A 23,737-nucleotide genomic window follows, 5' to 3' on the forward strand; every position below is an offset into this window, starting at 1 on the left:
TTTTCATAAAGCCTGCAACGTTGCCATCGTCCCGAACCTCGCCCTATATCGGTAATTTTTGTCGTCTCTCATCACTTTATGACGCGAAAATTACCTAAATTTCATAAAAATCCCACAATCATTTTTGTTCACATGGCGCCTGAATGTTAGCATGGCGCACGTTTTGTCACAAAGCACCTGCATCGAAATTCCCAACTTGCCGTGTGCTGTGGCGACCGCAGAACGTGCAAACCACGTGTGCAGGTAGTTCGACCCAGTCAACCGCTTCGCACCTGCTGCGAGGCATCTGGTTCGCACTACCAATTTCCAGCAGTATCAATTCAGGGGAGTTGAGCGGCATGAGGACTATCAGACGGATCGCTGCGCTTGTCGGCGTTGCGGCAACGGGTTTGGCTCACGCACAAAGCAGCGTGACGATGTACGGCGTGATCGACGTAGGCCCCACATTCGTCAGCAACGAAGGCGGCGCACACAACATCAAGATGGACGACTCGATCGCGTCGGGCAATCGCTGGGGCTTGAAAGGAACGGAAGATCTGGGTGGCGGACTGCAAGCGATTTTCACCCTTGAAAACGGCTTCGACGCGTTAAATGGCACCTTCCGTCAAGGTGGTCGCGAATTCGGCCGTCAGGCATGGGTAGGCCTGCAAAACAAATACGGTTCCATTACGATGGGCCGTCAATACGACCTGATTTACGATTACACCGCCATCTACGCGATGAGCGCCTGGGCAAGCGGTTACGCGACTCACCAAGGCGATCTGGACCGCATGGGCTGGGAACGCCTAGACAACGTCATCAAGCTCAAGAGCGCCGATTTCAACGGATTGCAAGCCGGCGCATTGTATTCGTTCGGCAACGTGCCGGGCAGTTTGCATGAAGATAGTTCGTGGTCTTTTGGCGGACAATATAACCATGGTCCGTTCTCCGCCGGCGTGGTCTATCTGCGCATGAACAACCCGAATGGCTCGAATGCGATAGACCCGTATGCGTCAATGGGCGTCTCCAGTTTCCTCGGCCAGACTACCGCAACGCGCGACCCGTCCACCGGCCAGGTCACCGACCTGTTCTCCAGCACAGCGATGCAGATCGACAGTCAGAGCGTGCTAACGGTCGGCGCGAGTTACATACTGGGGAAGGTCACCTACGGACTTGCGTATTCGGATGTCTGGTTCAAGGGCTTCGGCCAGACCGCGGTGCTACGCACGTATGACGCGGGTGCCTCGTGGCAGGTCACACCTTCGTTCAACGCCTCGGCAGGTTACTTCTATTCGACCCTGGACGGACACCACTACAACGAAGCCAGCCTCGGCTTCGACTACAACTTCTCCAAGAGAACCGACGTCTATTTGCAAGGCTCTTATCTGCGTGCTTCCTCGGGCGTCGATGCTGTGCAGGGCTACCTGTTCACGCCGTCGACCACCAGTACGCAGACAAGCGTACGTATTGGTCTGCGTCACCGCTTCTGATGTGAAAGCGCCGTACGGCTCGTCGAGCCGTGCGGCGCTGGTTGTGGCCCGAAGTTTCGCTGCGGATGAATCCAGTGTTTTATTGTCCAGCCAGCGCCCGCAACTCTTCCTCTTGCAGACGCATTGGCGAATAAGGCTGCATGTCGACACCCGGATCGCGGCCCGTCATCAGATCGGCGACCAGACGGGCGGTGAGCGGCCCAAGCGTATAACCGGCGTCGCCAGGAATAGCCGCATGCAGTCCCGGCAAACCCGGCATCTCGCCCAGCACACCGCGCCCGTCCACCTTCGAATTCAGACCGGCCCACGTGCGGATGATCTGCAACTGCGCCAGCGACTGCACCATGTATTGCGCCAGCGAAACGTTCCCAATCAGGCTCGCCGGATCAACCACAGGATAATCCGATCCGGGTGCAAGTTTCGCGGGCCAGCCACCTCCGATCACAACTTGCCCGGTAGACAACTGCTTGAGCGTGATCGAACGCTCCGCATGCTGCACCAGATGCAGGATCAGCGGCGGCGCGGCCTCGGTGATATTCATGTGCAACGGCTCGGGCTCCACCGGCAGGAAAGCGCCCACGCTATCCATCAACGCACGCGCACCGGGACCAGCCGCAACTGCGACCTGCCGCGCCTGGAGCGAACCCAGCGTGGTGGCAAGCGTGAACCCCGGAGAGATGGCACACAGTCGTTCGACCTTGCATCGGTCGACGATCGTCACGCCCAGACGGACCGCCCACGCCCGCACCTGTGCATTGCAGCGGAGGGGGTTGAGCTTGCCTTCGTTGGCGCACAATTCCGCACCGTATGCGGCTGGACCGAGATAAGGCGCGATACGCTCGAGATCGCCCCGTTCGAGCAACTCGACCGACAAACCCAGTTCGCGCTCACGCCGACTCTTCGTCACGAGAAATTCGAATTGCTCGGGCGTCTCCGCAACCATCAACCCGCCAGAGACTTTCATTTCGAAATCGGCGCCGATATCGCGCTCGAATTCCCGCCAGTATTCAACTGCTCTGGGATAGAGCGGCAACTGCTGTTCGAAACCGGCCACGCGCTGCGGAAAGAGCCGCATGAAGCGGCTTTGCATCTGCACGTGCAGGCTGCCGGCATTAGCTGTCGAAGCCGAAGATCCGCCCGCATCGATCAACGTCACCGCACGGCCGCGCTGCGCAAGAAAGCCGGCCAGACACAAGCCGACAATACCTCCGCCGATCACTGCGACATCGGTTTGACGGCATGGCAATTCGTCTATCCGGATGGGGCTCATGATCCGCTGCCGCGCCCGCTCAGTTCCGCAATCGTTACCGGCTTGACCGGCACGCGTGGGGCAAAACCAGACATCTCGTCACGCGAGCGGCCAAAGCGTTCGCACACGATCTCATCCAGCACAGGCGCGCAGTAGCGGCCCTGACAGCGTCCCATGCCGATACGCGTGCGTCGCTTGATCGCGCCGGCTGTGCTGAGACCTTCGTCGAGCGCCGCATCGAGCTGAGCGAAAGTCACTTCCTCGCAGCGGCAAATCACCGTGTCGCCACAACGCTCCCTGGGTGCTGTCAGCGGGCTCGCGTAGACGTTCCAGAGCGCGTGCTGGAAGCGGCGCTGTCTGGCCAGTTCATTGACCGCGCGGGCACGTTCGTGCATCAACGTTTCGGCGGGCGCATGGCCCAACGCGGCAGCCACCGCTGCACCGACGACCACGCCCTCGGCAAGCGCCGCTTTCGCACCGCCGAGGCCCGTGCAGTCGCCGAGGGCATACACGCCCGCGATGCTCGTCAGACCTGTCTCGTCGCGGCGCGTCGCCAGTTGCCGTCTGCGCGGATCGAAGTCATGCACGCAGCCCAGCGCGCGGAGCAGTTCGTTGGCCGGCTCGAAGCCGTAGCCGAGACACACCACGTCCACTTCAATGCGCTGAGTCAGCGTCGCGCCCGAAACATGCGCCAACGTCACGGAAAGTCCACCGGCAACTTTCTCGATCGACTCGATCACCGTGTCGTTGACGATACGCACGCCATGTCGCTTTACCGTTCGCAGATAACCGACACCTTCGGCGACGAGCGCAGGGGCAGCAAGACCCATAGTCAGCAATGAATCGAGCGAGCCGAGGCCAGGCGCGGGTGCCGCTTCCACCACCGCCGCGACGGTCGCCCCGCCGCTCAGCAACTCCGCCGCCAGTTGAAGATTCAACGGACCATTTCCCGCGATCAGCACGCGCTGGCCGGGCAGGCGCCGCGACGTGCGCCACAAGGTCTGCGCGGCGCCGGTCGTCATGACACCGGGCAGCGTCCAGCCCGGCACCTGCCAGCCGCGCTCATACGCGCCGGCTGCCACGATGCAGGCGGCGGGACGAAAACGAATGGATCGCCCCCGCACCGTCGCAATAAATTCCTTCGGTTCGAACGCGCCCCAGACCGGCGCGTCGGCAATAATCTGGACGCCTGCCTTGCGGGCCGCATCTATGAGTGCCGCACCGCGCCGATGTTGCGCGTCCGCCGGCAACACGCCCTGCTCCGATACGCCGAGCTGCTTGTAGTACTGGCCGCCGGCCTGACTACGCTCATCGAGCACGGTTACGCCGACACCCGCGCGTTGCGCGAAGAGCGCCGCCGATAATCCGCCCGGTCCTGCGCCAATCACCAGTAATTCGGGCTCGCGCAACTCGGGTTCGTCCGTGCCGGTGAATGCGCCTGACACATTCACGCCGGCGGATGGAGATGGCGCGATCAGCGGTCGCCCATGCGCGCCGCGCCGTACGCTGATCGGTTTTTCGATCTTCGTCATGCAGGCGCGCCGATTGGCGACGCCGTCCACTTCGACCAGGCAATCCTGACACACGCCCATTCCGCAAAAGACGCCGCGCGGCTGCCCCGATGCGGTAGTTCGAAAATCTTGCACGCCGTGGGCGGTTAGCGTCGCCGCGAGCGTTTCGCCGGGCCGCGCGCGCAACGTCGCACCTTCGAACTCGATAGGAATGGTTTGGGTCATGATCGATCAGCGCATATGCCGGGATGCGTCCGGCAAGAGAAAGCGGCCTGTTTCAAAGCGACGGCTCCAGGCGGGTGTTCAGCACGAGTTCCGCCACCGTTGCATTGTTCGGCAGCGACAACAGGAAGGCGATCGTATCAGCAACCGTTTCCGGATCCAGCCGGTCCGCCGCTGGGCTCGCGCTTGCGAATGTCGCGATCAGCTCGGTGTTGACCGCGCCGGGACATACCGCTGTTGCGCGCACGCCGCTATCCCAGCCTTCGAAACGCGCCGCGTGCGTCAGCGCCATCACTGCATGCTTGGTCATCGAGTAGCCGATGGAATCCGTGGGCCGGTAGCGCTTGCCATCGGTCGAAGCAATGTTGATGACCCGGCCCCGGCCGCTCAATTTCAGGGCGGGCATGGCGGCGCGAATCGCGCGGTACGGACCCTTCACATTGACTTCCCACATCTGGTCGAGCGCGCTTTCATCGCCGCGGTCGAACGTGATTTCGAGCAGGATGCCGGCATTGTTGATCAGTGCGTCGATCTGGCCGAAGCGTTCGAGCGTTGCTGCGACCCATGAAGTGGCCGAGGCCGCTTCAAACGCGTCGTAGTGCGCAATCAGCACGCGTGCGGTATCCGCCGCCAGCGCCGGGGCGATCTTCGTGGCGTCGCGTACGCCGAGCGACAACGTATAGCCTTCGTCATATAGACGCGCCGCGATAGCGGCGCCGATGCCGCGCGATGCGCCGGATAGCATCACGACGCGTCCTTCCGTTTCGACTTGCGCCATCAGAATAGCCCTTGATAAACGCCGCCGTCGTTGACGATATTCTGGGCGGTCATGAAACCGTTCTGCGCGCTGCACAAAAACGCGATCAGGTCGCCGCATTCTGCCGGATCGGCAAATCTGCCGGCTGGGCAATGACGCAAGCGGTCTTCGACGATCGCTTCGAAAGTCGTGTTGCCGCGCGCCGCGTGACCGTGCAGATTGGTGATAAGTGCGTCGGTCTCGAACAGGCCCGGACATACGCTGTTGATAACCACGTTCCGCGCAATGAGTTCACGCGCCATTGCGGCAATCGCGCCGGTCAGCGCGAGGCGCGCTGCGTGACTGGGCGCAAAGCCAACCTGCGGAAACTTGATGAAGCTTACCGACATATTGACGATCCGGCCAAAGCCACGCGTGGTCATGCCCGGCACGACGGCACGGATCAATTCGAGTGACGAATAGAAGTGAGCTTCCATCCAGCCGTCCCACGCCTCACGGGTGAGCGTTCGGAAGTCGTCCGGCACCTGGCGAATACCGGGATTCGCAACGAGGATATCCACGACCCCCGCTTTCGCCAGCACTTCAGATCGGCCTTCTGCCGTGCCCAGATCGGCGCTCACCGTTTCGACTTTCACTCCTGTTTCGTCGATAAGTTGTTGCGCGGCCACGCGGAGCGTCTCATGCGACCGCGCGACCAGTGTCAGGTCCACGCCTTCGCGCGCGAGCGAGCGCGCCGCCGCGAATCCCAGCCCCTTGCTCCCGCCGCATACCACCGCGCGACGTCCTCTGATTCCCAAATCCATACCATCTCCGCTAGCCGGCGCACCGTGCGTCGGCCTATCTCCTGTTGAGCCGCGCGGCGGCCCGCTTATCGAACCGTCCCGCTGCAGCCTCCCGTTGCACCCGTAAGTAACGTGGCCTATTTCTCCGGCTTTGCGAACGAGGCCGCCAGGAGGCGCGGAGGCACCTTGAAGCGCCCCGCTACATCACGCCATTGCTCGCGCACGGTCGTGACCTCCGCGGTATCGCCCGAGACCAGCACCGTAGCCGGCAACAATTGCGCGTTGTAGCGCGCTGCGCCGGACTCCGTGTATCCGCCGGCATCGAGAAACGCTACGAAGTCGCCCCGCTCGAGCAACGGCATCACCCGGTCCGCACCAACTTCATCGGAATTGCAGAGCGGACCGACCAGATCGACATGGTCGTTCGCCTCACGCCCCGTGTCCTTGACCGCGACTGCGTGGTAATACCAGTCGAGCGCGGACGCCCACGAAAGATGATTCGTCGACAAGTCGAGATTCACCCACTTCTTCGACGCGCCCTGTTTGATCGCCCCTACCTGCCCAACAGCGACGCCAGACGGCCCCGATATCGCCCGGCCCGGTTCGATACGCAGCTTGGGCAGCGGCAATTTCAGCCGCTCCGCTTCTTCACGGATCGCCGCACCGCACAAGCGCCCGTAAATGTCCGGCGTCGGCGCCGCGCTGTCGTCGATCTGCGAACGCGGCCCCGTGCCATACCATTTCCCAAAGGTCCAGCCGCCGCCAATATCGATGCATGGTGGCGTCCAGCCCGTTTCGTCGCGCAGGAAGCCGGACCAGACGATCATTTCGCGTGCCATGATCGCGAAATTTTCCGGATCGTTCGACATGCGGCTCAGGTGGAAATGCGTTTCCTTCAGTTCGATATTCGCCATCTTCTGGGCGCGCTTCACGATGTCGACTGTCTGCTCACGCGTCATGCCCCACTTGGTGGAATCGCTTTGTTCCTTGAGCGTGCCGGGACCGTGCATCGCCACGCCCGTGCGTCCGGCAAGCGGCAGCAAGTCGAGCTTCAAACGGATGCCGATTGCGACCTTCCTGCCAAGCCGCTTCGATATGACGTCGATACGGTCCAGTTCGTCCATTGCGTCGATGTTCACGCAAATGCCGTTGGCAATCGCCATCTCCAACTCTTCGTCCTGCTTGTTCGATCCGTTCAGCACGAGCTTTTGCGGATCTGTGCCGGCCAGCAACGCTATATACATCTCGTTCACGCCGAAACAATCACCGCCAGCGCCTTCCTGATTGAGAATGTGGCGGATCGCAAGACCGTTATTCGACTTGTTCGCAAACAGGATTTCGACCTGCGGATAGTGAGCAAGGAAACCGTCGCGAAACGCACGATAGCGGTCGCGCAATTCGTTTTCGGAAATGATGTAAAGCGGCGCACCGTGCGTTTCCGCGAGTGCCTGCACATCGCATCCGTCGACCCACAGATCGCCGTTTGCGCCAATGCCGATGTATTTGCCGTACTGGACGGAAAAGCCACAGGGGTTGGCATCCGTCTTCGGTTGCGTTTGATGTTGCGTCATTGTTCTCTCCTTGCTTATATTTCCGTGCACCTTCCGCTCTACAGCAGACCTTCCGCCTGCAAGCCGGCCGCGAGCGCGTCGCACTGGCTCGCGCTGAGCGCTCGCAGCGGCGCGCGCGGCTTGCCGCCGCCGGGAAGACCGAGCAGATCCATCGCCGCTTTGGTCGACGGATACAACGTGCGGCCCCCGCTCGTAAACAGATCGGTCAAACGACGGCCCGTAGCCTGGAGCCGTGCGGCCAATAACCGTTCGCCATCGCGCGCAGCTTCGAAAAGCGTTTGCCCTCCTTCGTCCCAGACATTCGGGAAACAGTCGATCACACCGTCCGCGCCCAATTCGATCGCCGGCACGCCGAATACCGAGGAAGGTCCGCAAAAGACACGTAAAGTGTCCCGCACGGCAAGGAAGGTGCCGTAAAAGTTGTTCCAGTCACCGGAGCTTTCCTTCACGGCGACCACGCGTTCCAGTTGGCCCAGGCGCTCGACCAGCTTCGGTGTCAGATAATTCACCGCATTTCCGGGGATGTTGTAGAGCATCACTGGCAAACCGATACACGCGGTGACAGCGGCGTAGTGCGCGTAGATTTCGTCGTCCGTTAGTTTGACGAAGTAAGGCGGCAGGATTAGCGCGCCGTCGCAACCCGCCTGTTCGGCTTGCAAAGTCAGCGCAATCGTGTCTTCCACACCAATCATCCCGGTGCCTGCGATCAGCGTGCCGCGCGTACCGATCACCGCTTTCGACACCGCGAACAAGCGGCTGCGTTCCGCAGCGGTCATTGCCCAGAATTCGCCAGTGCAGCCGCCCACCACGACGCCAGTCGCGCCGAGCGCGAGATGCCGCTCGATGACATCGCCCAGTTCGTTTTCATCGATCTTGCCGTTATCGTCGAACGGCGTGGTGATTGCCGGCATTGCGCCGACCCAGTTCACACTATCTCGGTTCATTCAGAATCCCGTGGTCATTGAAATCGAAGTTCATGCGGCGTCGCGGGTGCGCTTGATCGCGGTAACGTTGACGTCGTCGCGGTTCTGGCGCAAACCGCTTTGCCGGCAAAACACATGCACACGCGCAAGCGTGACGTCGAAAGGCACGTCCTGGCCGGCGCGCAGTTCGGCGGCAAGCGGCACGTCGCTGGCAATCCGCGTGCAAAGCGTCGCGCCGCCGCACTCCATCAGCACGATCGATTCATGGCCGGTCGGCTCGACCACCTTGATGCGAGCGCTGTGCGCGCCTCGCCCCAACACGATGTCCTCGGGACGTAATCCGATTGCCACTTCGCGCGCCGCATCGCCGCACAATGCCGAATTCGGCAGTCTCAGCAACAAACCGCCGGCACGCACCGAGAAACCGTGATCGTCGCGCTGCATGTCACCATCGATCAACGACATGGCCGGCGTGCCGATGAAACCCGCAACGAACTGATTGGCTGGGCGGTAGTAGATCTCATCAGGCGTGCCGAACTGCTGCAGGACGCCGCCATTCATCACGGCGATACGCGTTGACATGGTCATCGCCTCGAGCTGATCGTGCGTGACGTAGACTGTCGTCGTGCCGATCCGTCTGTGTAGCTCGATCAGTTCTGCCCGCATATGCGCGCGCAGCTTCGCGTCCAGATTCGAGAGCGGTTCGTCGAGCAGAAACACTTTCGGTTTTCGAATCAGCGCGCGACCGAGCGCAACCCGTTGCTGCTGACCACCAGACAACTGTTTTGGCTTTCTGGCCAGCAACGGTTCGAGTTGCAGCAACTGCGCGATGCTCGCCAGCATCGCCGGCCATTCGCCTTTCGGTACACCGCGCTTTTTGAGCGGGTAGACAATGTTCTCCGCCACCGTCAAATGCGGGTAAAGCGCGTACGATTGGAACACCATTGCGATATCGCGTTTGGCGGGCGGCAGTTCATGCACCTGCTGACCGCCGATGTGGATTGCGCCGCTCGTCGGTTGTTCGAGGCCTGCTAGCATGCGCAGCGTAGTCGTCTTGCCGCAGCCCGAAGGCCCGAGCAGACATACGAATTCGCCGTCGCGAATATCGAGGTCGAGCGACGGGATGGAGACGGTCTCGCCGAAAACCTTGCGTACGTTCCTGAAACTTACTGCTGCCATTTATCTGCTCCAGAATGCGTGTGTCTGGTGTTGCCGGTATTCATCCCTTTACTCCGCCCGCGCCAAAGCCGCTTGTCAGATAGCGCTGCATGAAGGCGAAAAAGAACAGCAATGGAACGCTCATCATCACGGAAGCCGCCATCAGCAAAGACCACTCAATGTTGAACGACGACACGAGCATATTCATCACACCGGTAGTAAGCGGTCGCGTCTCATCGGTGTTGACCATGACGAGTGCGTAGAGGTACTCGTTCCACGCCAGAATGAATGTGAAGAGCGCGGTCGAAATAATGCCTGGGAGCGCCTGCGGCAGGATCACGTCCCTGAACGCGCCGAGGCGGCCTGCACCGTCTACGAGCGCGGCGGCCTCCAGATCTTCTGGAATACCGGCCATGAACGACCGCAGCAGCCACAGCGCGTATGGCAGTGCGAACGTGGTGTACGAGATCACGAGGCTGGTCAACGTGTTCTCGAGCCCGAGCTTCACCATCATCAGATAGAGCGGAATGATGAGCACGACCGACGGCATCAGATAGGTGCAGAGCACCGCCACGGCGATCGTCTCGCGACCGCGATATCTGAAGCGCGCGAGACTGTAGCCACCAAGTGTCGCCACCGCCATTACTACGACCGTAGTCGCTACCGAAAGCATCACGGAATTCCAGAAATAGCTCAGGAAAGGTGTGTCTTCGAGTAATCGCCGGTAATGCTCGAACGTTACGTGTTCCGGCAACAGCTTGATCGGAAAGACGAACAATTCACTTTGCGGCTTGATCGACGTGAGCACCATCCAGATCAGCGGAAATACCATCAGGATCACGATCACCCAGGTCACGAGCGACGCCAGCGGGTTGAATTTATCGGCTCGCATCTTGACTCCTCGTGCGCTGCGAACGATAGAGATAAGCCGCCATCAGCAGCCCCATGACCACCATCATGCCCACCGCCGAGGTGGAGGCCGTGCCCATCTGGTTCAGACCGAACGCCTGTTGATAGACCAGTAGCGGCACGGAGCGCGTCTGATTGACCGGCCCTCCGCCGGTCATCAGATACAACAGGTCGAATTCCTTGAAATCCCAGATGATGCGCAGCAGGATCACGACGCCCAGCACCTCGCGCAATTGAGGCAACGTGACGTCGAAGAATCGGCCGACCGGGCCCGCTCCGTCCATACGCGCTGCTTCGTAAAGCGACAACGGGATGGTTTGAAGGCGCGCCAGTACCGCTATTACGACGAACGGAAAGTACTTCCACGTACCCACCAGCACTATGCTGATCATCGCATTCGGCATCTGTCCCAGCCAGTTCACCGGCGCATCGACAAGATGCAATTCGAGCAGAACCTGGTTCAGGAGGCCGTAGAGGTCGTTGAACAGCCAGCGCCAGACCAGCACCGCGACCACCGTCGACACGAAGTACGGAAACAGTACGAGGCTGCGCGCCGCCGAGCGGAACAGAATCTTTTCGTTCAGCAGCAACGCCATCCCAACGCCGCAGAGAATCTGCAGGATCAGCGTCGAGGTGGTCCAGACGATGGTGACCCAGAGGGAGAACCAGAATGTCGGCGAGCCGAGCATGTCGCGGTAGTTGGCCAGCCCGACGAATGACGATTGCTGGGTCGGCGTATATACCGAATTCAGCGAAAGCCACAGCGCGTAGAGCAGCGGATACACGATCGTTGCAATCAGCAGCAACATCGCGGGGGCGATCAGCAGAATACCGAGCCGACTATAAGCAGACTCGAGCGAACGAACACCCATGCTGGACAATGAGGCGGTAGCCATGCGTATTTCCGTAACGGATCCATCTCTGCCTGACTGCCAGGAAGCGCGGACGCTGGCTGGCACAGACGTGCTGTAAATACCGCCCGCGATTTGCAGGCGGTATTCCGGGCTCATCGCTCAGGCTTTCATCAATGCTTCGAGCTTCTTCGCCGTGGCGGAAACCACTGGCTTTGGCGCTTCGTTGTTCAGCACGACGCGCTGCACCATCTCGGCCAGAACGTTGCTTGCGACGATCTCGTTGGCGCGCCGGTTCGGCTTATGCGCCGGCGACTCATAACCGAGGTTATGACCCGCCGCTGCCGCGGCGGACATCAGCGCTACTTCTTTCGGATACTTCCTGATGATCGGATTGCTAATGTAACGAGGGTCCGCGGCAATGGTCTTCAATACTGGCAATAGGTGCGCGGGTGCACCGAGCAACTCCGAGATATAACCGGCAGGATCGAAAAGATATTCCGCGAACAGTTTGGATGCCGAAATGTTCTTGGCTTTCTTCGGAATGAAGATGCACGGAAAGTCGTTATAGGTCCAAGGCGGAACCGATTTCGAAATGGTCGGGTAAGTCGCACACGTGACGAAATCCGCGATACCAGGATTCTGCGTCGCGATGTTGTCGAGTATGCGTCCGCCATAAATGCCCGTCGCGGTCGAACCCGATACGAACGCTGTCAGGCTTTCACCCCAGCTGTAACCAGTCGCGCCCGGCGGGCAGAATTCACGCATCGATTTGTAGAAGTCGAGTGCGTCCAGCGTCGCCTGGCTGTCGATGGCAACCTGCAGGTCTGGCGTGAACACCTGACCGCCCGCCCGGTGGATGAAGCCCAGCATGATCAGCGACGTCATGCTGTTCAGTCCGTACGGCAGCGGTGCGCCGTAAATACGCCCGCCCTGCATTTTCTTGCACGCGGCGCGCAACTCATCCCATGTTTCGGGCACCTTCTCCACGCCAGCTTTCTGCATCAGATCGCGCCGGATCCACAACACATCCGCCGCGGTATTCGCGAGTCCCGTCGCACACAGTTTGCCGTCAGCGGTTTTGAACACGTCGTTCGCGCTGGGGTAGTACTTGTCTGCACCTACGGCTGCAACGACGTCGTCGATAGGGGCAACCAGGCCGTCGGCGTAATACGTTTGCGCTGCATACGAAGGCAGGTGCGTGATGATGTCCGGCACCTGATTCGCCGCGAAGGCCGCAGCAAGTTGCGCGGGATAGCCTTCGTCGGACGTTGCTTCGAACACCACCTTAACGCCTTGATGCGCTGCCATGAACCCGGCAATTTGCGCCTTGTAGGCCTTCAGTTGATCAGGCGCCGCCTGAGTCGACCACCAGCGCAACGTGATCGGCTCCGCGCCGAAGGCGGCGCGGCCGAACGGCAAACCTGCCGCAGCCGACAAGCCGGCCGATGCTGCCAACTTGAGCAGTCGGCGCCGTTTTCCCGAATGACCCGCCGTTTCTCGCTCCCCATTTCTGCCGACCGCCATGCCCATATCCCCCAATTTAGTGCGCCAGTCGCACAGTTGTTCGTATTTATACCTGACAAAAAAATAGGAAACAACGTTATTTCAAGGCAGTTGCCAAAAAATTCTGGCAGCCAGCTTAATTTGTGGAAATTGTGTGCGCGATGCGGACGAGAGGTTTCATTGATGGCGAGGCTTGCCGCGCTTGCGCAGATCACACGGTGGAATGTGCGGGCAGGATGATCCTCACTTCAGCGCACAGGCTGCGGTGCATGTCGGAGTCGCATCAAAACGATGCCCGGTGCGACAGCCATCTGCTGGGCGCGAATGTGTCGCGGGCGATCAAGCATTGCCGCGCCGTCGAGAGCAGCCGACGAGGCTGCCTCAAGGCCGCGTTGGCCGAATGGTTCTGGCGCATCGATATCGGCCTCTACACGCTTTTTCTTCGCTATGTTCGCCGGCCGCTTCATGCTTTTTGGCGAGACGCTCGAGCCATTACTCAATCATCCGTTGCAATCGATCTTTCTCGGCGCGCTGCTGCTCTGGGATACCGGGCTCTGGTCCTGCGACGTGAAGGGTTGCCGATGCCAGACCTTGCATGGCAACGCTATACTTGCGCCCCCATCCCTCCATCGACTGACACATGAAGAAGTGGCTTGCCTCTCTGTTGTTAGCCGTTGCAGCTCACGCGAGCGCAGCGCCTTCCTGCACCCAGTTCACGCCGAATGCGCAATGGCCGGTTCTGAGCAATCAGAAGATGGCCCCCAAAACGCGCATGCTCTGCTATAGCGATTTCGCGGTTTTGCATTCGGGTATTACACATGGTCCGCTGTGGTCCGCGGAGCATCTCACGCGCGACCATATCGAGGCGGCCAAAGATATGGTGCGCACCAACAAGTTCTTTGAAGACGCACGTTTGCCAGACGGCGAAGGCGCCACGTTAGCGGACTATAAACGCAGCGGATTCGATCGCGGCCACATGAGCCCGGCGGGCAATCGCTGGAATCAGGAAGCGATGGCACAATCGTTCTCGCTCGCCAACGTCGTGCCGCAAAACCGCGAGAACAACCAGCGCCTGTGGGCACGCATTGAAACCTCCGTGCGCAAGATCGCGGTCTCGTACGACGATACGTATGTCGTCACCGGCCCGATCTTCAACGGCCAGCAGTTGCAGACCATTGGACCGACGCGCGTGTTCGTGCCGACGCAGTTGTTCAAGGTGGTATACGTGCCTTCGCGGCAGATGGCGTTCTCAGTGGTGGTGGACAATGTTTCGACCAACCGTTATGACATCAAGACGATTCACGAACTCGAGGCGATGTCGGGCGTCCGTTTTCCGGGCATTCCGGAGAGCCTCAAAGATCAGCGACCGGGAGGACTGAAAGGTGTTTAAACCCTATTCGAACGACGACGACGTGCTCAACATTCAGGGCGATGCGCTGACCGTGAGCAACGGCACCACGCGCATCGTGCTGAACGGCACGCTGGAACTGACACAGGATCAGCGCGGATTGAAAGCGGCGATCGCACTGAAGGAAGCGGTGGATGCGATCGTCGCCAGCTTGCAGGCGCAGGGTAATTTGCCCGCAAAGGTGAAGGACGAGCCCGATGCCAAGCCGGGCGTCGTACAGAATCCGTTTCAATAAGGCGGTAGCGCGGCGTAATAGTAGGGCGAAGGCGCGGAGACTTCTCGCCGCCTTCGCCGTCTCGTCGCACGCTGCCGCACGCTTCAAGAATTCGCCTCAAAAAGCGCATTCGTCGTATCACGCGTCTTGCACACCGCGGTGAGTCTCGCAGCCACAACTGCTTCGGGATCCCAAGATATGTTTCAGCGGTTACGTTTTGTCACCACAAGCTCGTCAACTCCTGTCTCCCGGCGGGCGTTAACCCGGCAGCGCTGAATCATTTCAGCCGCGACACAAGAATCAACCGGTTAAACCAGGAGTTAAACCATGAAGACGCTTTTCGCTGCTCTCGCTTCCGCTTTGCTCGTGTCGACCGCTTTTGCTCAAACGGCCGCACCGTCCAGCACACAACCTGCGCAGCCCGCGCAAACGCAGCCCGCTGGACAGGCGAACCTGAAGGCGAGCACCGCCGTGCAAACGGGCGCGACGGATGAAGGCGCAGCGGCCACCAAAGCGCCGGCCAAAACCACGGCCAAAACGCATGTGAAGAAGACTTCTGCCCATCACACGGCAAAAGTGCACAAGACCACGAAGAAGGCCGCCGCAGAAACGAGCGCCGCCAACCCCAAAACCGAGAGCGCAAAAGAGGCCAGCAATGCCCCGGCAAAAGCCGACGGCGCAAAAACCGACACGACGAAAACGCAATAACAGGTGATCGGTTTCGGCACGCACCGGCCAGGCATGTGTAGATAATCGAAGCCGAACTGTGCCGTTCAGGGAGGGCGAGTCATATGACTCGCCTTTTTTTATGCACGTTCGAGCGCGCGACGAATGCTTGCTGGCAAGACGGATCCGCAATCGCCCAGTATGATTTTTTCAGCGGATGCCTCAATTTTTGCACTGCGTTTACCTGCCGACGTCTAATCTCGAACTGTCCTGATCAACCTTGGCGTCCACGGACGCCGCATCACATGGCTCTCTCACAATCAATCGGCAACGCTGCCGCTCAGCCGCTCAACGAGCCGCGCGTTCAACGCAACAATGTCATTCCCTTTCCCGCGGCACGCGTTCGCTTGCAGGTCACCCTGCCTCACCGATCGTGCGAACTTCCCGGCACCCAGCTTCGCGTCCTGCTTCATTCTCCCCTCGGTGTCTATGTCGTTGCCACGGAAGCGATGCGCCAGGAAATTCGCGTACAACTCGACATTGCCTTCGACGACCTCGACTTCACACTGCACACGCTGATCTCGACACTTCCCGCCGCGATGATCGGCCCATTGAAGCGCCGCAGCGCGGTCGCGAAGGCGCGCTAATCATGTTCTCAGGTATCTGGTTACCAATCGTCACGCCGCTGCGCAACGGCGAAGTCGACATCGACGCATTGCAGCGCCTCGCCGACTATTATTCGCGCACGGAGATCGCCGGCATTGTCGCGTTGAGCACAACCGGCGAAGCGGCCTTGCTACAGGACGCCGAGCGTCTCACCGTATTGCAGGCGCTAAGCGATGTAGTCCGCTCCCGTCTGCCAATGCTGATCGGCGTCGGCGGATCGAATACACGCGACGTCCTGCACGATATCCAGCGCTACGAACGGTGGGACTGCGCGGGCTATCTGGTCTCCGCGCCGTCATACATATGTCCGGATCAGGCCGGCGTGCAGTGGCATTTCGAGCAGGTCGCAGGCGCGACCGGGCGTCCTGTCGTCCTCTATAACGTGCCACACCGAACCGGCGTGTCCATCGCGCCGGATACCGTCGCGCGACTCCTCGAATGCGGCAACATCGTCGCGATCAAGGAGTGCGTAAAAGAGCACTTCAGCCAGTTGAGCGCCCTGCCGATCAACGTCCTGTGCGGCACCGACGAAGCCCTGGACGACTGTCTGCATCACGGCGGAACAGGCGGCATTCTCGCCAGCGCGCACGTCTGCGCCGACCTGCTGGTTGCGTTCCAGGATCTGCTGCGAGCCGAACGCGACGTGGATGCGCGAAATCTGTTCGCCAGCTTGCTGCCGGTTTTACGGCTCCTGTTCGCCGCGCCCAATCCGTCCGCCATCAAGGCCATGCTGGCCTTCGATCATTCGCTCAGCGACGAAACACGCATGCCGGTCTCGCGCGCGTCGGCGCAACTGGTCGAGCGTCTGAGCACCGCGCGCGACAGGTTGCAGGACTTGCGCGCGGAGTTCGCCGGCGTGATGAACTAACGAATCCCTGTTCGATCTCCCGTCGCTGCGCCGCGAATGAGTACTTCATTCGCGGCGCAAGCTTGCGTCGAAACGCTGCATGCGAAGCGCAACGCGCCGCGCATAGCCACGTCCGCCGCCGCTGTAGCGGAGCAACGCGGCATCGAGATTGCCGCCGTTTTCGTCGAGATAGCGGCGCAGAATGGTCGAGCCGATCCGCACGTTGATTGCCGGATCGGTCAGATCGGCCGCGCCGGCAATCAATTGCGGATGCGCCGCCGGCAAGATCTGCATGAGCCCCCGCGCGCCCGCGACGCTGACCGCATTGCGATCGAAGCTCGATTCGACCGCCATCACGGCGAGCAGCAAGATGGGTGAGATAGCGTGGCGATCCGCTTCGATCAGTACCGCACGGGCAATCTTCAGCGATTCCGTCGGCGCCACGCGAAACTGCGCGCGCAGCACGGCGGTGATATCGCTGAGAGTCGGCAAGCCGGCTTCCAGAGTGGCGTCGCTCGCGACGAGCGGAGCCGATACGGCCGACTGTGCATCGGTATCAGTCTCGGCGGCATGCGCGGCAGCAGCGAACGAGAACATGATCGCCGCAAGCATGATCTTGAAACCGCGAGTTGCCGGGTAACGGTCGGCTCTTCGTCGTGGTGACACACCTTCCAGAGCGCTATCTCCATGCATATTTTCGCTTCCTGACCGGGATCCCTCGACCTTACCGGGCTGGATATAGCGAATCGCAATAGAAATGGGGGTGCGCCGTAAAATGCTTATAAAGATGTGGCGGCGCGTGGTGCATCGCGCGGGGTCTATGCGGGGTCTATGCAGGCAAAGGCAGAAGCACAGCCGTCAATCGGCTGCCGGATTCAATTGCGCCAAAGCGCCCAGTTTGTGCACATCGGTAATTTCGATTTCCGCATAACCGAGCTTCAGCGCACCTTGCGTTTCGAACTGCTTCAGTATCTGGTTGATGGTTTGCCGGGACAGCGCCAGCATCATCGCGAGATCCTCCTGCGGGACTTTGAGCACGCGCCGCAATGCGCCGGGCTCGCCGTAGCCGCCCGCCATCAATAACAAACGGCGCGCCACGCGCTGCGCTGCGGGCAGCAACGCGGCTTCTTCGATCGCGTCGAAAGCAAGGCGTAGTTTTTGCGTCAACAGCAAACCGAACACGTGCCAATAAGCCGGCGTGCGTTCGAGCAGTTCGGCGAGCGCGGCGCGCGGCACATGAAACAGCTCGGAATCGCGCTCGGCATACGCATCATGGGTTCGCGGCCGATTGTCGAACAGCGCGATCTCGCCGAACCAGTTCACCGGTTCGATGACGGCGAGCAAAGCCTCCTTGCCCGCCGAACTGGCCGCACCGATTCTCACCAGGCCGTCGAGCACGCAATAGAGGCCGTCGTCGGAATCACCGCGTGTGAAGAGCCGTTGACCGGCGGCGAGCCGTTCGAGACGCCCCGCTTCGACCAGTTGCGCCCGCATGGCAGCCGGCGCCGAGCGAAACCACGCGCTGCGCTCGAGCACCGCGGCAAGCTTGTTCGATGGAAAACTCGCAGTCATAGGACGGCACCCGTGTCCGATTGTCGGCTACCCGATGGTTTCAAATTCCGCTGCCCGCGATTATGCTGACTTTAACCAGGGAGCGGGATCCATGAGAACGCTGACGCAACAGCTGACGCAATACGCGGCCTACCATCGTGACCGGCGCAATATCGCCACGCACTTCATCGGCATTCCGATGATCGTGCTGGCGTTGGCGACGTTGTTGAGCCGGCCCGCTTTTGCTGTGGGCGCGTTACCGATGATGCTATCGCCGGCTTGGGTGCTATTCGTCGCGGCCACGCTCTACTACCTCGTGCTCGACGTGCCGCTCGGCGTAATGATGGCGTTCGTGTCCGCGTTATGTGTCGCGTTCGGCCAGTGGGCGGCGGCGCAATCCACGCTGGCGTGGCTCGTTATCGGCGTCGGTCTCTTTCTGGTCGGCTGGGTGTTTCAGTTCGTCGGCCATGTTGCTTACGAGCATCGCAAGCCTGCCTTCGTCGACGACGTGATCGGCCTGCTGATCGGACCGCTGTTCGTGCTTGCGGAAGCGTTGTTCGGCTTCGGCTGGCGACCCGCGCTGCGCGAAGCGATCGAGGCACAAGTCGGTCCGACGCGTATCAATGCGGACCGTACAGCGGCGCATCACTAGAGCGCGCCGCCTGATTCACCATCTGCATGTTCGATGCAGATCAATCCGGATCAGCCCGGCGCGAGGCGAACGAGACGCACGCTATGCAATGCCGTCAACGCGACCGCGATCCAGATTGGAATGTAGGTGGCCAACTGTGCGGCGCCAAGTGTTTCGCCGAGCAACGTGATCGAGACCAGTACCAGCAGCACCGGCTCGACATAGCCGAGAATGCCGAACAACGCGACCGGCAACAGGCGGCTCGCCTTCAGATACGAAGCCAGCGCAATGGTGCTCAACGCGCCGAGGCCGGGCAACAACAGGCACCACATATCCGCGCGCCCGACGATCAATGCCAGCGAATCGCTGCTGAACGCCAACACGATCGCCACCGGCAGGAGCAGCATCATCTCCACGGTGAACATGGCCAGCGAATCCTGATTGATCTTGCGGCGCAACACGAAATACGGTGGATAGCCGAGCGCGACCAGCAAGGTCGGCCACGAAAAAGCACCGGTCATCCACAGTTCATGGCCTACGCCCGCAGCGGCGCAAGCAACGGCCAACCACTGCAGACCGTCGAGACGCTCGTGATAGTAGAAGCGCCCGACAAGCACCATCACCAGCGGCAGCAGGAAATAGCCCAGCGAGACTTCGAGCATCCTTCCATGCAGCGGCGCCCAGAGGAACACCCACAGTTGCGCGCCGAGCAGGGCCGCGCTCACGGTCATCGCCGCGCCGAGCCTCGGCTCGGTCACCATGCGGTAAAGAAGCTGCCGGAGAATAGGCAGGCGCTTTCGCAATGCGATCAGCAATAACGCGCCAGGCACAGTCCACACGATGCGCCACGCGAAAATGTCGAGCCCGCTCAGTGGCGCGAGCAGTGTTGCGTAAGCGGAGAGTAATGCAAACATCGCCGACGCGCCGACCGACAACGCGATACCGCGCTTTGGGTCATACTGGTTCATTGAACGCCCTGTCGCGCAGTCGCTTTGGCAGTCGGTGCAGATGCGTGTGGGTAGGCTGATGGTTGTATTTGCAGCGCAGCATGCAGTCCCGCGGCGTTAGTCGTTGTCATTGGAATTGAAGTCTCACAAGCGGTCTCACAGCGTTCTCACCAGCGGGCAGTGCAAATCAGGCGCTGCGTTTTTCGTCTTCGAAAGCGACGCAATCCGGCATTCTAGACGGGTATCCGGCCACCGGTCTGCTGGCGTCTACAAGCAGACTGCAATTATTCCGTGCGCATTGCGCGTCGGTGCACTAGAACATAACTGCACGTGCGACCGGCCACGTCGCGATTTTTCAGCGGCAACATCGCACACTCTCGCGCAATGCGGCTCAAGCGCGAATCTTGCTACGAAGTATGGCGACGCTGTTGGCGGCGTCGCTCGCAACCCCACAGGAAGTCCTCGTGGGACAGCATGTGCAGCATCCATGGGCCGGCAATGGCAGTCCTACGGACCATGCCCGCCCTTCTTCCCCACGGCACGCCTCAACTGTGCTTCACCGCGCGTGCCGCCGCCCCGGCAGCAATCCCGCTTATCGAATGTGACTACTGGAGACAGCATGACCCAGCCAGCCCTATCGCACGACGCATCGCCCGATCTGCGTGCCGCCTTCGCCGCCGAGGTTCGCGCGGGTCTCACCCATACGCCGCAAAAAGAATTGCCGTCGAAGTATCTGTACGACGAAGTAGGCTCCGCGCTGTTCGAAGTGATTACCGTGCTGCCGGAGTACGGCGTGACCCGCGCCGAGGAACGCCTGCTCGCGAAGCACGCCGCAGACATCGTCGCGCACCTGCCGCATGACGTGACGGTCGCCGAACTCGGCAGCGGCAGCGGCCGTAAAACACGGCGCATTCTGGAAGCACTGTGTAAAAAACGCCCCACTTCTTACTGCCCGATTGAAATTTCGCGCAGCGCATTGCAGTTGTGCAGGCGCGAACTCGGCGACATCGAACGCATTTCGATCGTGGGTTATGAACGCGATTACCTGGCCGGCCTCGCCGAAGTGAGCAAGCAACGCGCAACGGACGAACGGTTACTCGTACTGTTTCTTGGCAGTACGATCGGTAATTTCGGCAGACTTGCGGCGACGCGTTTTCTGCGCGATATCCGCAACATGCTCGCGCCCGGCGACGCGTTGCTGCTCGGCACGGATCTGATCAAGCCGACGCCCGTACTGGTCGCCGCCTACGACGACTCGATCGGCGTCACTGCGTCGTTCAATCTGAATCTGCTGGCGCGCATCAATCGCGAGCTCGATGGCGACTTCCCGCTAGATGCATTCGAACACGTCGCGCGCTTCAACCCGGACGCGCGCAGCATCGAAATGCATCTGCGGGCAAAACGCGATATCACCGCGCACGTGGGCGCGGCGCAATTGACGGTGTCGCTCAAAGCGGGCGAAACGATCTGGACGGAGAGCAGCCACAAGTATCGCGCGGAAGAAATGCCCGCGATTGCCGACGACGCCGGCTTCGTGTGCAGCCATCAATGGGTCGAGGAAGAATGGGGCTTTGCGGAAAGCCTGCTCGTGGCGCGGTGAACGCGGCGGGCCGCTGACTCACTTAAGTAGCGGCACAAAAACAGCAAGGCGTCGCGCCATCGGCATGATGGCGCGACGCCTTTTCTTTGGGTAGAAGTCGGCTCAGTGCTGTTCGAAGCGTTCGTAACGCTTCTCGGTCGAGCGCTCTTCGCCGCTGACCTCAGTCACGCGCGCCGCCGGCGGTCCGTGACGCAGCCACGACAACATGCGGTCCACCTGGTTGGCCGAGCCTTGCAACATGGCTTCGACGGAACCGTCGTCGAGATTCGCCACCCATCCCTTGATTCCGAGCGCGTGGGCCTGCCGCACGGTCGCGTGGCGAAAGCCGACGCCCTGCACGGTGCCGCGCACCCGCACGTAATATGTTTCGATCCGCTGATCCAGATCCGGGGCCATGCCGTCCTCTCCTCTGTCGGCCGGAGTTAGCGCTTCAGCACTGACTCCGGTCCCATGCAAACGCAAAAATCTTCAAGCCGGCATTCTAGTCGCGTCACGGCAAGCTTGCTCGGCAACGCGCCTCCAGCCGTCCGCTCGGGCCGCCCGCGCGACACGCAACACGCGCGCCACGTACAATCCGTCGACTGTCACGCAGGGAAATGGAAACAGAATGACCGAACAGAATCGCGATCTCGTACTCGTGACCGGCGCCTCCGGCTTCGTCGGCTCGTCGGTGGCACGCGTCGCGCAACAGAAGGGTTTCAGGGTGCGTGTGCTGGTACGCGCCACCAGTCCGCGTCAAAACGTCGAGTCGCTGGACGCGGAAATCGTGGTCGGCGACATGCGCGATGAAGCGTCGATGCGCAACGCGCTGCGCGGCGTACGCTATCTGCTGCACGTGGCCGCCGACTATCGCCTGTGGGCGCCGGACCCGAGCGAGATCGAGCGCTCGAACCTGGAAGGCACCGAGGCGACGATGCGCGCGGCGCTGAAGGAAGGCGTCGAGCGCATCGTCTACACGAGCAGCGTGGCAACGCTGAAAGTGACCAGTTCCGGCCAGTCCGCCGATGAAACCTCGCCGCTCAAAGCCGATCAGGCCATTGGCGTGTACAAGCGCAGCAAGGTGCTGGCCGAACGCGCGGTGGAGCGGATGATCGCGGAAGACGGCCTGCCCGCCGTGGTCGTCAATCCGTCCACGCCGATCGGTCCGCGCGACGTCAAACCAACGCCGACCGGACGCATCATCGTGGAAGCGGCGCTCGGCAAGATTCCGGCGTTCGTCGACACGGGGCTCAACCTCGTGCACGTAGACGACGTCGCGGCCGGCCATTTCCTCGCGCTCGAACGCGGCAAGATCGGCGAGCGCTATATCCTGGGCGGCGAAAATCTGTCGCTTCAACAGATGCTCGCGGATATCGCGGCGCTGACCGGCCGCAAGGCGCCAACACTGAGCCTGCCGCGCTGGCCGCTCTATCCGCTGGCGATGGGCGCCGAAGCGATCGCCAAGATCACGAAACGCGAACCGTTCGTCACCGTCGACGGTTTGAAAATGTCGAAGAACAAGATGTATTTCACGTCGGCGAAAGCGGAACGCGAGCTCGGCTATCGTGCGCGACCCTACCGCCAGGGTCTGGGCGACGCGCTCGACTGGTTCCGGCAAGCGGGCTATCTGAAGGCCTGATGCGGATCCGAACGCGCGGCCCGCGCCGGACAATACGGTATAGCCGCAAGCATTTGTTACAACGTCACCGTGTTAGCGACAGGTAAAAGCCTACGCGCAGCAGGTAAAATCGTAGGTCTTACCAGAGAAACCTCGCATGAATCTTCACGAACAGCTCGGCGCACTGGAAATGGGCGTCGATCAGCTCATTCAGGCTGTCGTGGCCCCGCAGGCCGAAAACATCCCCGAGACACCCGCTCACGCCGCCGCGCCACAAACGGCGGCGGATCCGATCGCGACCGAATCCACCGCGCAAGCGGTTGCGGCTGGGACCGAGGCGGCCGTCGAAGACAAGGCACCGGCCCCGCAGCTTCAGCCCACGCTCGAAATCAATCGTCCCGCGCAGAACGAGATCACGATGACGATCGGCGGCCAGACGGTCGCGCTGCGCGCGGAGCAGATCGGCCAACTGATCGAGGAATTGTCGAACGCGCGCGCCTCGATGACGCCGGAACCGCCGCCTGGAATTCCTACGGGCTGGCGCTTCGTATCCACGAAGAATCCGGTCATGGCGGTGCAAAAGCAGTCGAACGGCGACCGTTTGCTGGTGATGCGCCATACGGGCCATGGCTGGGTGCCGTTCACGTTCTCGCCGGACATGGTGATCCAGCTCTACATGATGCTCACCAAAGGCTAATGTGA

General features: G+C 61.0%; 25 protein-coding genes. 11 read left to right on the plus strand and 14 right to left on the minus strand.

The genetic code is table 11. The annotated features are described in order from the left end of the window. The first annotated feature begins 338 nt into the window (after window positions 1-338). A complete protein-coding gene (locus NE850_RS13025) occupies window positions 339-1,469 on the plus strand; it encodes a porin (protein ID WP_007178595.1) in 1,131 nt (376 codons plus the stop codon). A 79-nt stretch (window positions 1,470-1,548) separates the two neighbouring features. Here the strand turns inward: NE850_RS13025 and NE850_RS13030 are convergent, their stop codons facing one another. From NE850_RS13030 to NE850_RS13075, 10 genes are all read right to left on the minus strand, one after another. Then, a complete protein-coding gene (locus NE850_RS13030) occupies window positions 1,549-2,739 on the minus strand; it encodes an FAD-binding oxidoreductase (protein WP_310698839.1) in 1,191 nt (396 codons plus the stop codon). Beyond that, window positions 2,736-4,454, minus strand: a complete 1,719-nt coding sequence (locus tag NE850_RS13035) for an FAD-dependent oxidoreductase (RefSeq protein ID WP_310698840.1) — start codon at window positions 4,452-4,454, stop codon at window positions 2,736-2,738. Before NE850_RS13035 ends, NE850_RS13030 begins: the two co-directional genes overlap by 4 nt. A 52-nt stretch (window positions 4,455-4,506) precedes the next feature. Then, complete coding sequence (locus NE850_RS13040) at window positions 4,507-5,229, minus strand: SDR family NAD(P)-dependent oxidoreductase (RefSeq protein WP_007178598.1); 723 nt, start codon at window positions 5,227-5,229, stop codon at window positions 4,507-4,509. Further along, the gene (locus tag NE850_RS13045; protein WP_165189570.1) at window positions 5,229-6,011 is read right to left on the minus strand and encodes an SDR family oxidoreductase; all 783 of its coding nucleotides are present in this window, start codon (window positions 6,009-6,011) and stop codon (window positions 5,229-5,231) included. Before NE850_RS13045 ends, NE850_RS13040 begins: the two co-directional genes overlap by 1 nt. A gap of 116 nt (window positions 6,012-6,127) precedes the next feature. Continuing rightward, complete coding sequence (locus NE850_RS13050) at window positions 6,128-7,561, minus strand: diaminopimelate decarboxylase (protein WP_310698841.1); 1,434 nt, start codon at window positions 7,559-7,561, stop codon at window positions 6,128-6,130. A gap of 38 nt (window positions 7,562-7,599) precedes the next feature. Further along, the gene (locus NE850_RS13055) at window positions 7,600-8,505 is read right to left on the minus strand and encodes a dihydrodipicolinate synthase family protein (protein WP_165189574.1); all 906 of its coding nucleotides are present in this window, start codon (window positions 8,503-8,505) and stop codon (window positions 7,600-7,602) included. A gap of 30 nt (window positions 8,506-8,535) precedes the next feature. Next, the gene (locus NE850_RS13060; protein WP_310698842.1) at window positions 8,536-9,663 is read right to left on the minus strand and encodes an ABC transporter ATP-binding protein; all 1,128 of its coding nucleotides are present in this window, start codon (window positions 9,661-9,663) and stop codon (window positions 8,536-8,538) included. A 40-nt stretch (window positions 9,664-9,703) separates the two neighbouring features. After that, window positions 9,704-10,534, minus strand: coding sequence for a carbohydrate ABC transporter permease (locus tag NE850_RS13065; protein WP_007178603.1), 831 nt, complete (start codon window positions 10,532-10,534; stop codon window positions 9,704-9,706). Next, entirely contained in the window at window positions 10,521-11,447 is a 927-nt protein-coding gene (locus tag NE850_RS13070) for a carbohydrate ABC transporter permease (protein ID WP_007178604.1), read from the minus strand. The genes NE850_RS13065 and NE850_RS13070 overlap by 14 nt, the downstream gene beginning before the upstream one ends. 117 nt (window positions 11,448-11,564) lie before the next feature. After that, window positions 11,565-12,860, minus strand: a complete 1,296-nt coding sequence (locus NE850_RS13075; protein ID WP_157187733.1) for an ABC transporter substrate-binding protein — start codon at window positions 12,858-12,860, stop codon at window positions 11,565-11,567. Between the two features lie 317 nt (window positions 12,861-13,177). Between NE850_RS13075 and NE850_RS13080 the strand changes: the two genes are divergently transcribed. The 6 genes from NE850_RS13080 to NE850_RS13105 all read left to right on the plus strand — a co-directional run bounded on the left by NE850_RS13080 (window position 13,178) and on the right by NE850_RS13105 (window position 16,730). Next, complete coding sequence (locus NE850_RS13080) at window positions 13,178-13,552, plus strand: hypothetical protein (protein WP_157187734.1); 375 nt, start codon at window positions 13,178-13,180, stop codon at window positions 13,550-13,552. After that, entirely contained in the window at window positions 13,549-14,298 is a 750-nt protein-coding gene (locus NE850_RS13085) for a DNA/RNA non-specific endonuclease (RefSeq protein ID WP_007178606.1), read from the plus strand. Before NE850_RS13080 ends, NE850_RS13085 begins: the two co-directional genes overlap by 4 nt. Next, the gene (locus tag NE850_RS13090; protein ID WP_007178607.1) at window positions 14,291-14,551 is read left to right on the plus strand and encodes a hypothetical protein; all 261 of its coding nucleotides are present in this window, start codon (window positions 14,291-14,293) and stop codon (window positions 14,549-14,551) included. Before NE850_RS13085 ends, NE850_RS13090 begins: the two co-directional genes overlap by 8 nt. Window positions 14,552-14,857: 306 nt before the next feature. Then, a complete protein-coding gene (locus NE850_RS13095) occupies window positions 14,858-15,238 on the plus strand; it encodes a hypothetical protein (protein WP_310698843.1) in 381 nt (126 codons plus the stop codon). Window positions 15,239-15,321: 83 nt separating this feature from the next. Continuing rightward, window positions 15,322-15,843, plus strand: a complete 522-nt coding sequence (locus NE850_RS13100) for a hypothetical protein (protein ID WP_232292858.1) — start codon at window positions 15,322-15,324, stop codon at window positions 15,841-15,843. A 2-nt stretch (window positions 15,844-15,845) separates the two neighbouring features. After that, window positions 15,846-16,730, plus strand: a complete 885-nt coding sequence (locus NE850_RS13105; protein ID WP_007178610.1) for a 4-hydroxy-tetrahydrodipicolinate synthase — start codon at window positions 15,846-15,848, stop codon at window positions 16,728-16,730. 45 nt (window positions 16,731-16,775) lie between these two features. Here NE850_RS13105 and NE850_RS13110 read toward each other — a convergent pair whose 3' ends face one another. Together NE850_RS13110 and NE850_RS13115 are read right to left on the minus strand one after the other, a co-directional pair. Beyond that, window positions 16,776-17,402, minus strand: a complete 627-nt coding sequence (locus NE850_RS13110) for a lytic transglycosylase domain-containing protein (RefSeq protein WP_007178611.1) — start codon at window positions 17,400-17,402, stop codon at window positions 16,776-16,778. 165 nt (window positions 17,403-17,567) lie between these two features. After that, entirely contained in the window at window positions 17,568-18,281 is a 714-nt protein-coding gene (locus NE850_RS13115) for a Crp/Fnr family transcriptional regulator (protein ID WP_007178612.1), read from the minus strand. Between the two features lie 91 nt (window positions 18,282-18,372). Here NE850_RS13115 and NE850_RS13120 point away from each other — a divergent pair, with 91 nt between their 5' ends. Next, window positions 18,373-18,912, plus strand: a complete 540-nt coding sequence (locus NE850_RS13120) for a DUF962 domain-containing protein (RefSeq protein ID WP_007178613.1) — start codon at window positions 18,373-18,375, stop codon at window positions 18,910-18,912. Window positions 18,913-18,962: 50 nt separating this feature from the next. Here NE850_RS13120 and rarD read toward each other — a convergent pair whose 3' ends face one another. Next, entirely contained in the window at window positions 18,963-19,859 is an 897-nt protein-coding gene (rarD, locus tag NE850_RS13125; RefSeq protein ID WP_007178614.1) for an EamA family transporter RarD, read from the minus strand. Between the two features lie 598 nt (window positions 19,860-20,457). On the opposite strand from rarD, the gene egtD reads away from it, so the two are divergent. Further along, window positions 20,458-21,438, plus strand: a complete 981-nt coding sequence (egtD, locus tag NE850_RS13130; RefSeq protein WP_007178615.1) for an L-histidine N(alpha)-methyltransferase — start codon at window positions 20,458-20,460, stop codon at window positions 21,436-21,438. Between the two features lie 102 nt (window positions 21,439-21,540). Here the strand turns inward: egtD and NE850_RS13135 are convergent, their stop codons facing one another. Beyond that, the gene (locus NE850_RS13135) at window positions 21,541-21,834 is read right to left on the minus strand and encodes an acylphosphatase (RefSeq protein WP_007178616.1); all 294 of its coding nucleotides are present in this window, start codon (window positions 21,832-21,834) and stop codon (window positions 21,541-21,543) included. Window positions 21,835-22,045: 211 nt separating this feature from the next. Between NE850_RS13135 and hpnA the strand changes: the two genes are divergently transcribed. Then, complete coding sequence (hpnA, locus tag NE850_RS13140; protein ID WP_007178617.1) at window positions 22,046-23,056, plus strand: hopanoid-associated sugar epimerase; 1,011 nt, start codon at window positions 22,046-22,048, stop codon at window positions 23,054-23,056. Window positions 23,057-23,192: 136 nt separating this feature from the next. Then, on the plus strand, window positions 23,193-23,732 hold the full coding sequence (locus NE850_RS13145) for a hypothetical protein (protein WP_310698844.1): 540 nt from the start codon (window positions 23,193-23,195) through the stop codon (window positions 23,730-23,732). Window positions 23,733-23,737 lie beyond the last annotated feature (5 nt).

The organism is Paraburkholderia sp. USG1, from assembly GCF_031570135.1.
GTDB lineage: Bacteria > Pseudomonadota > Gammaproteobacteria > Burkholderiales > Burkholderiaceae > Paraburkholderia > Paraburkholderia dioscoreae.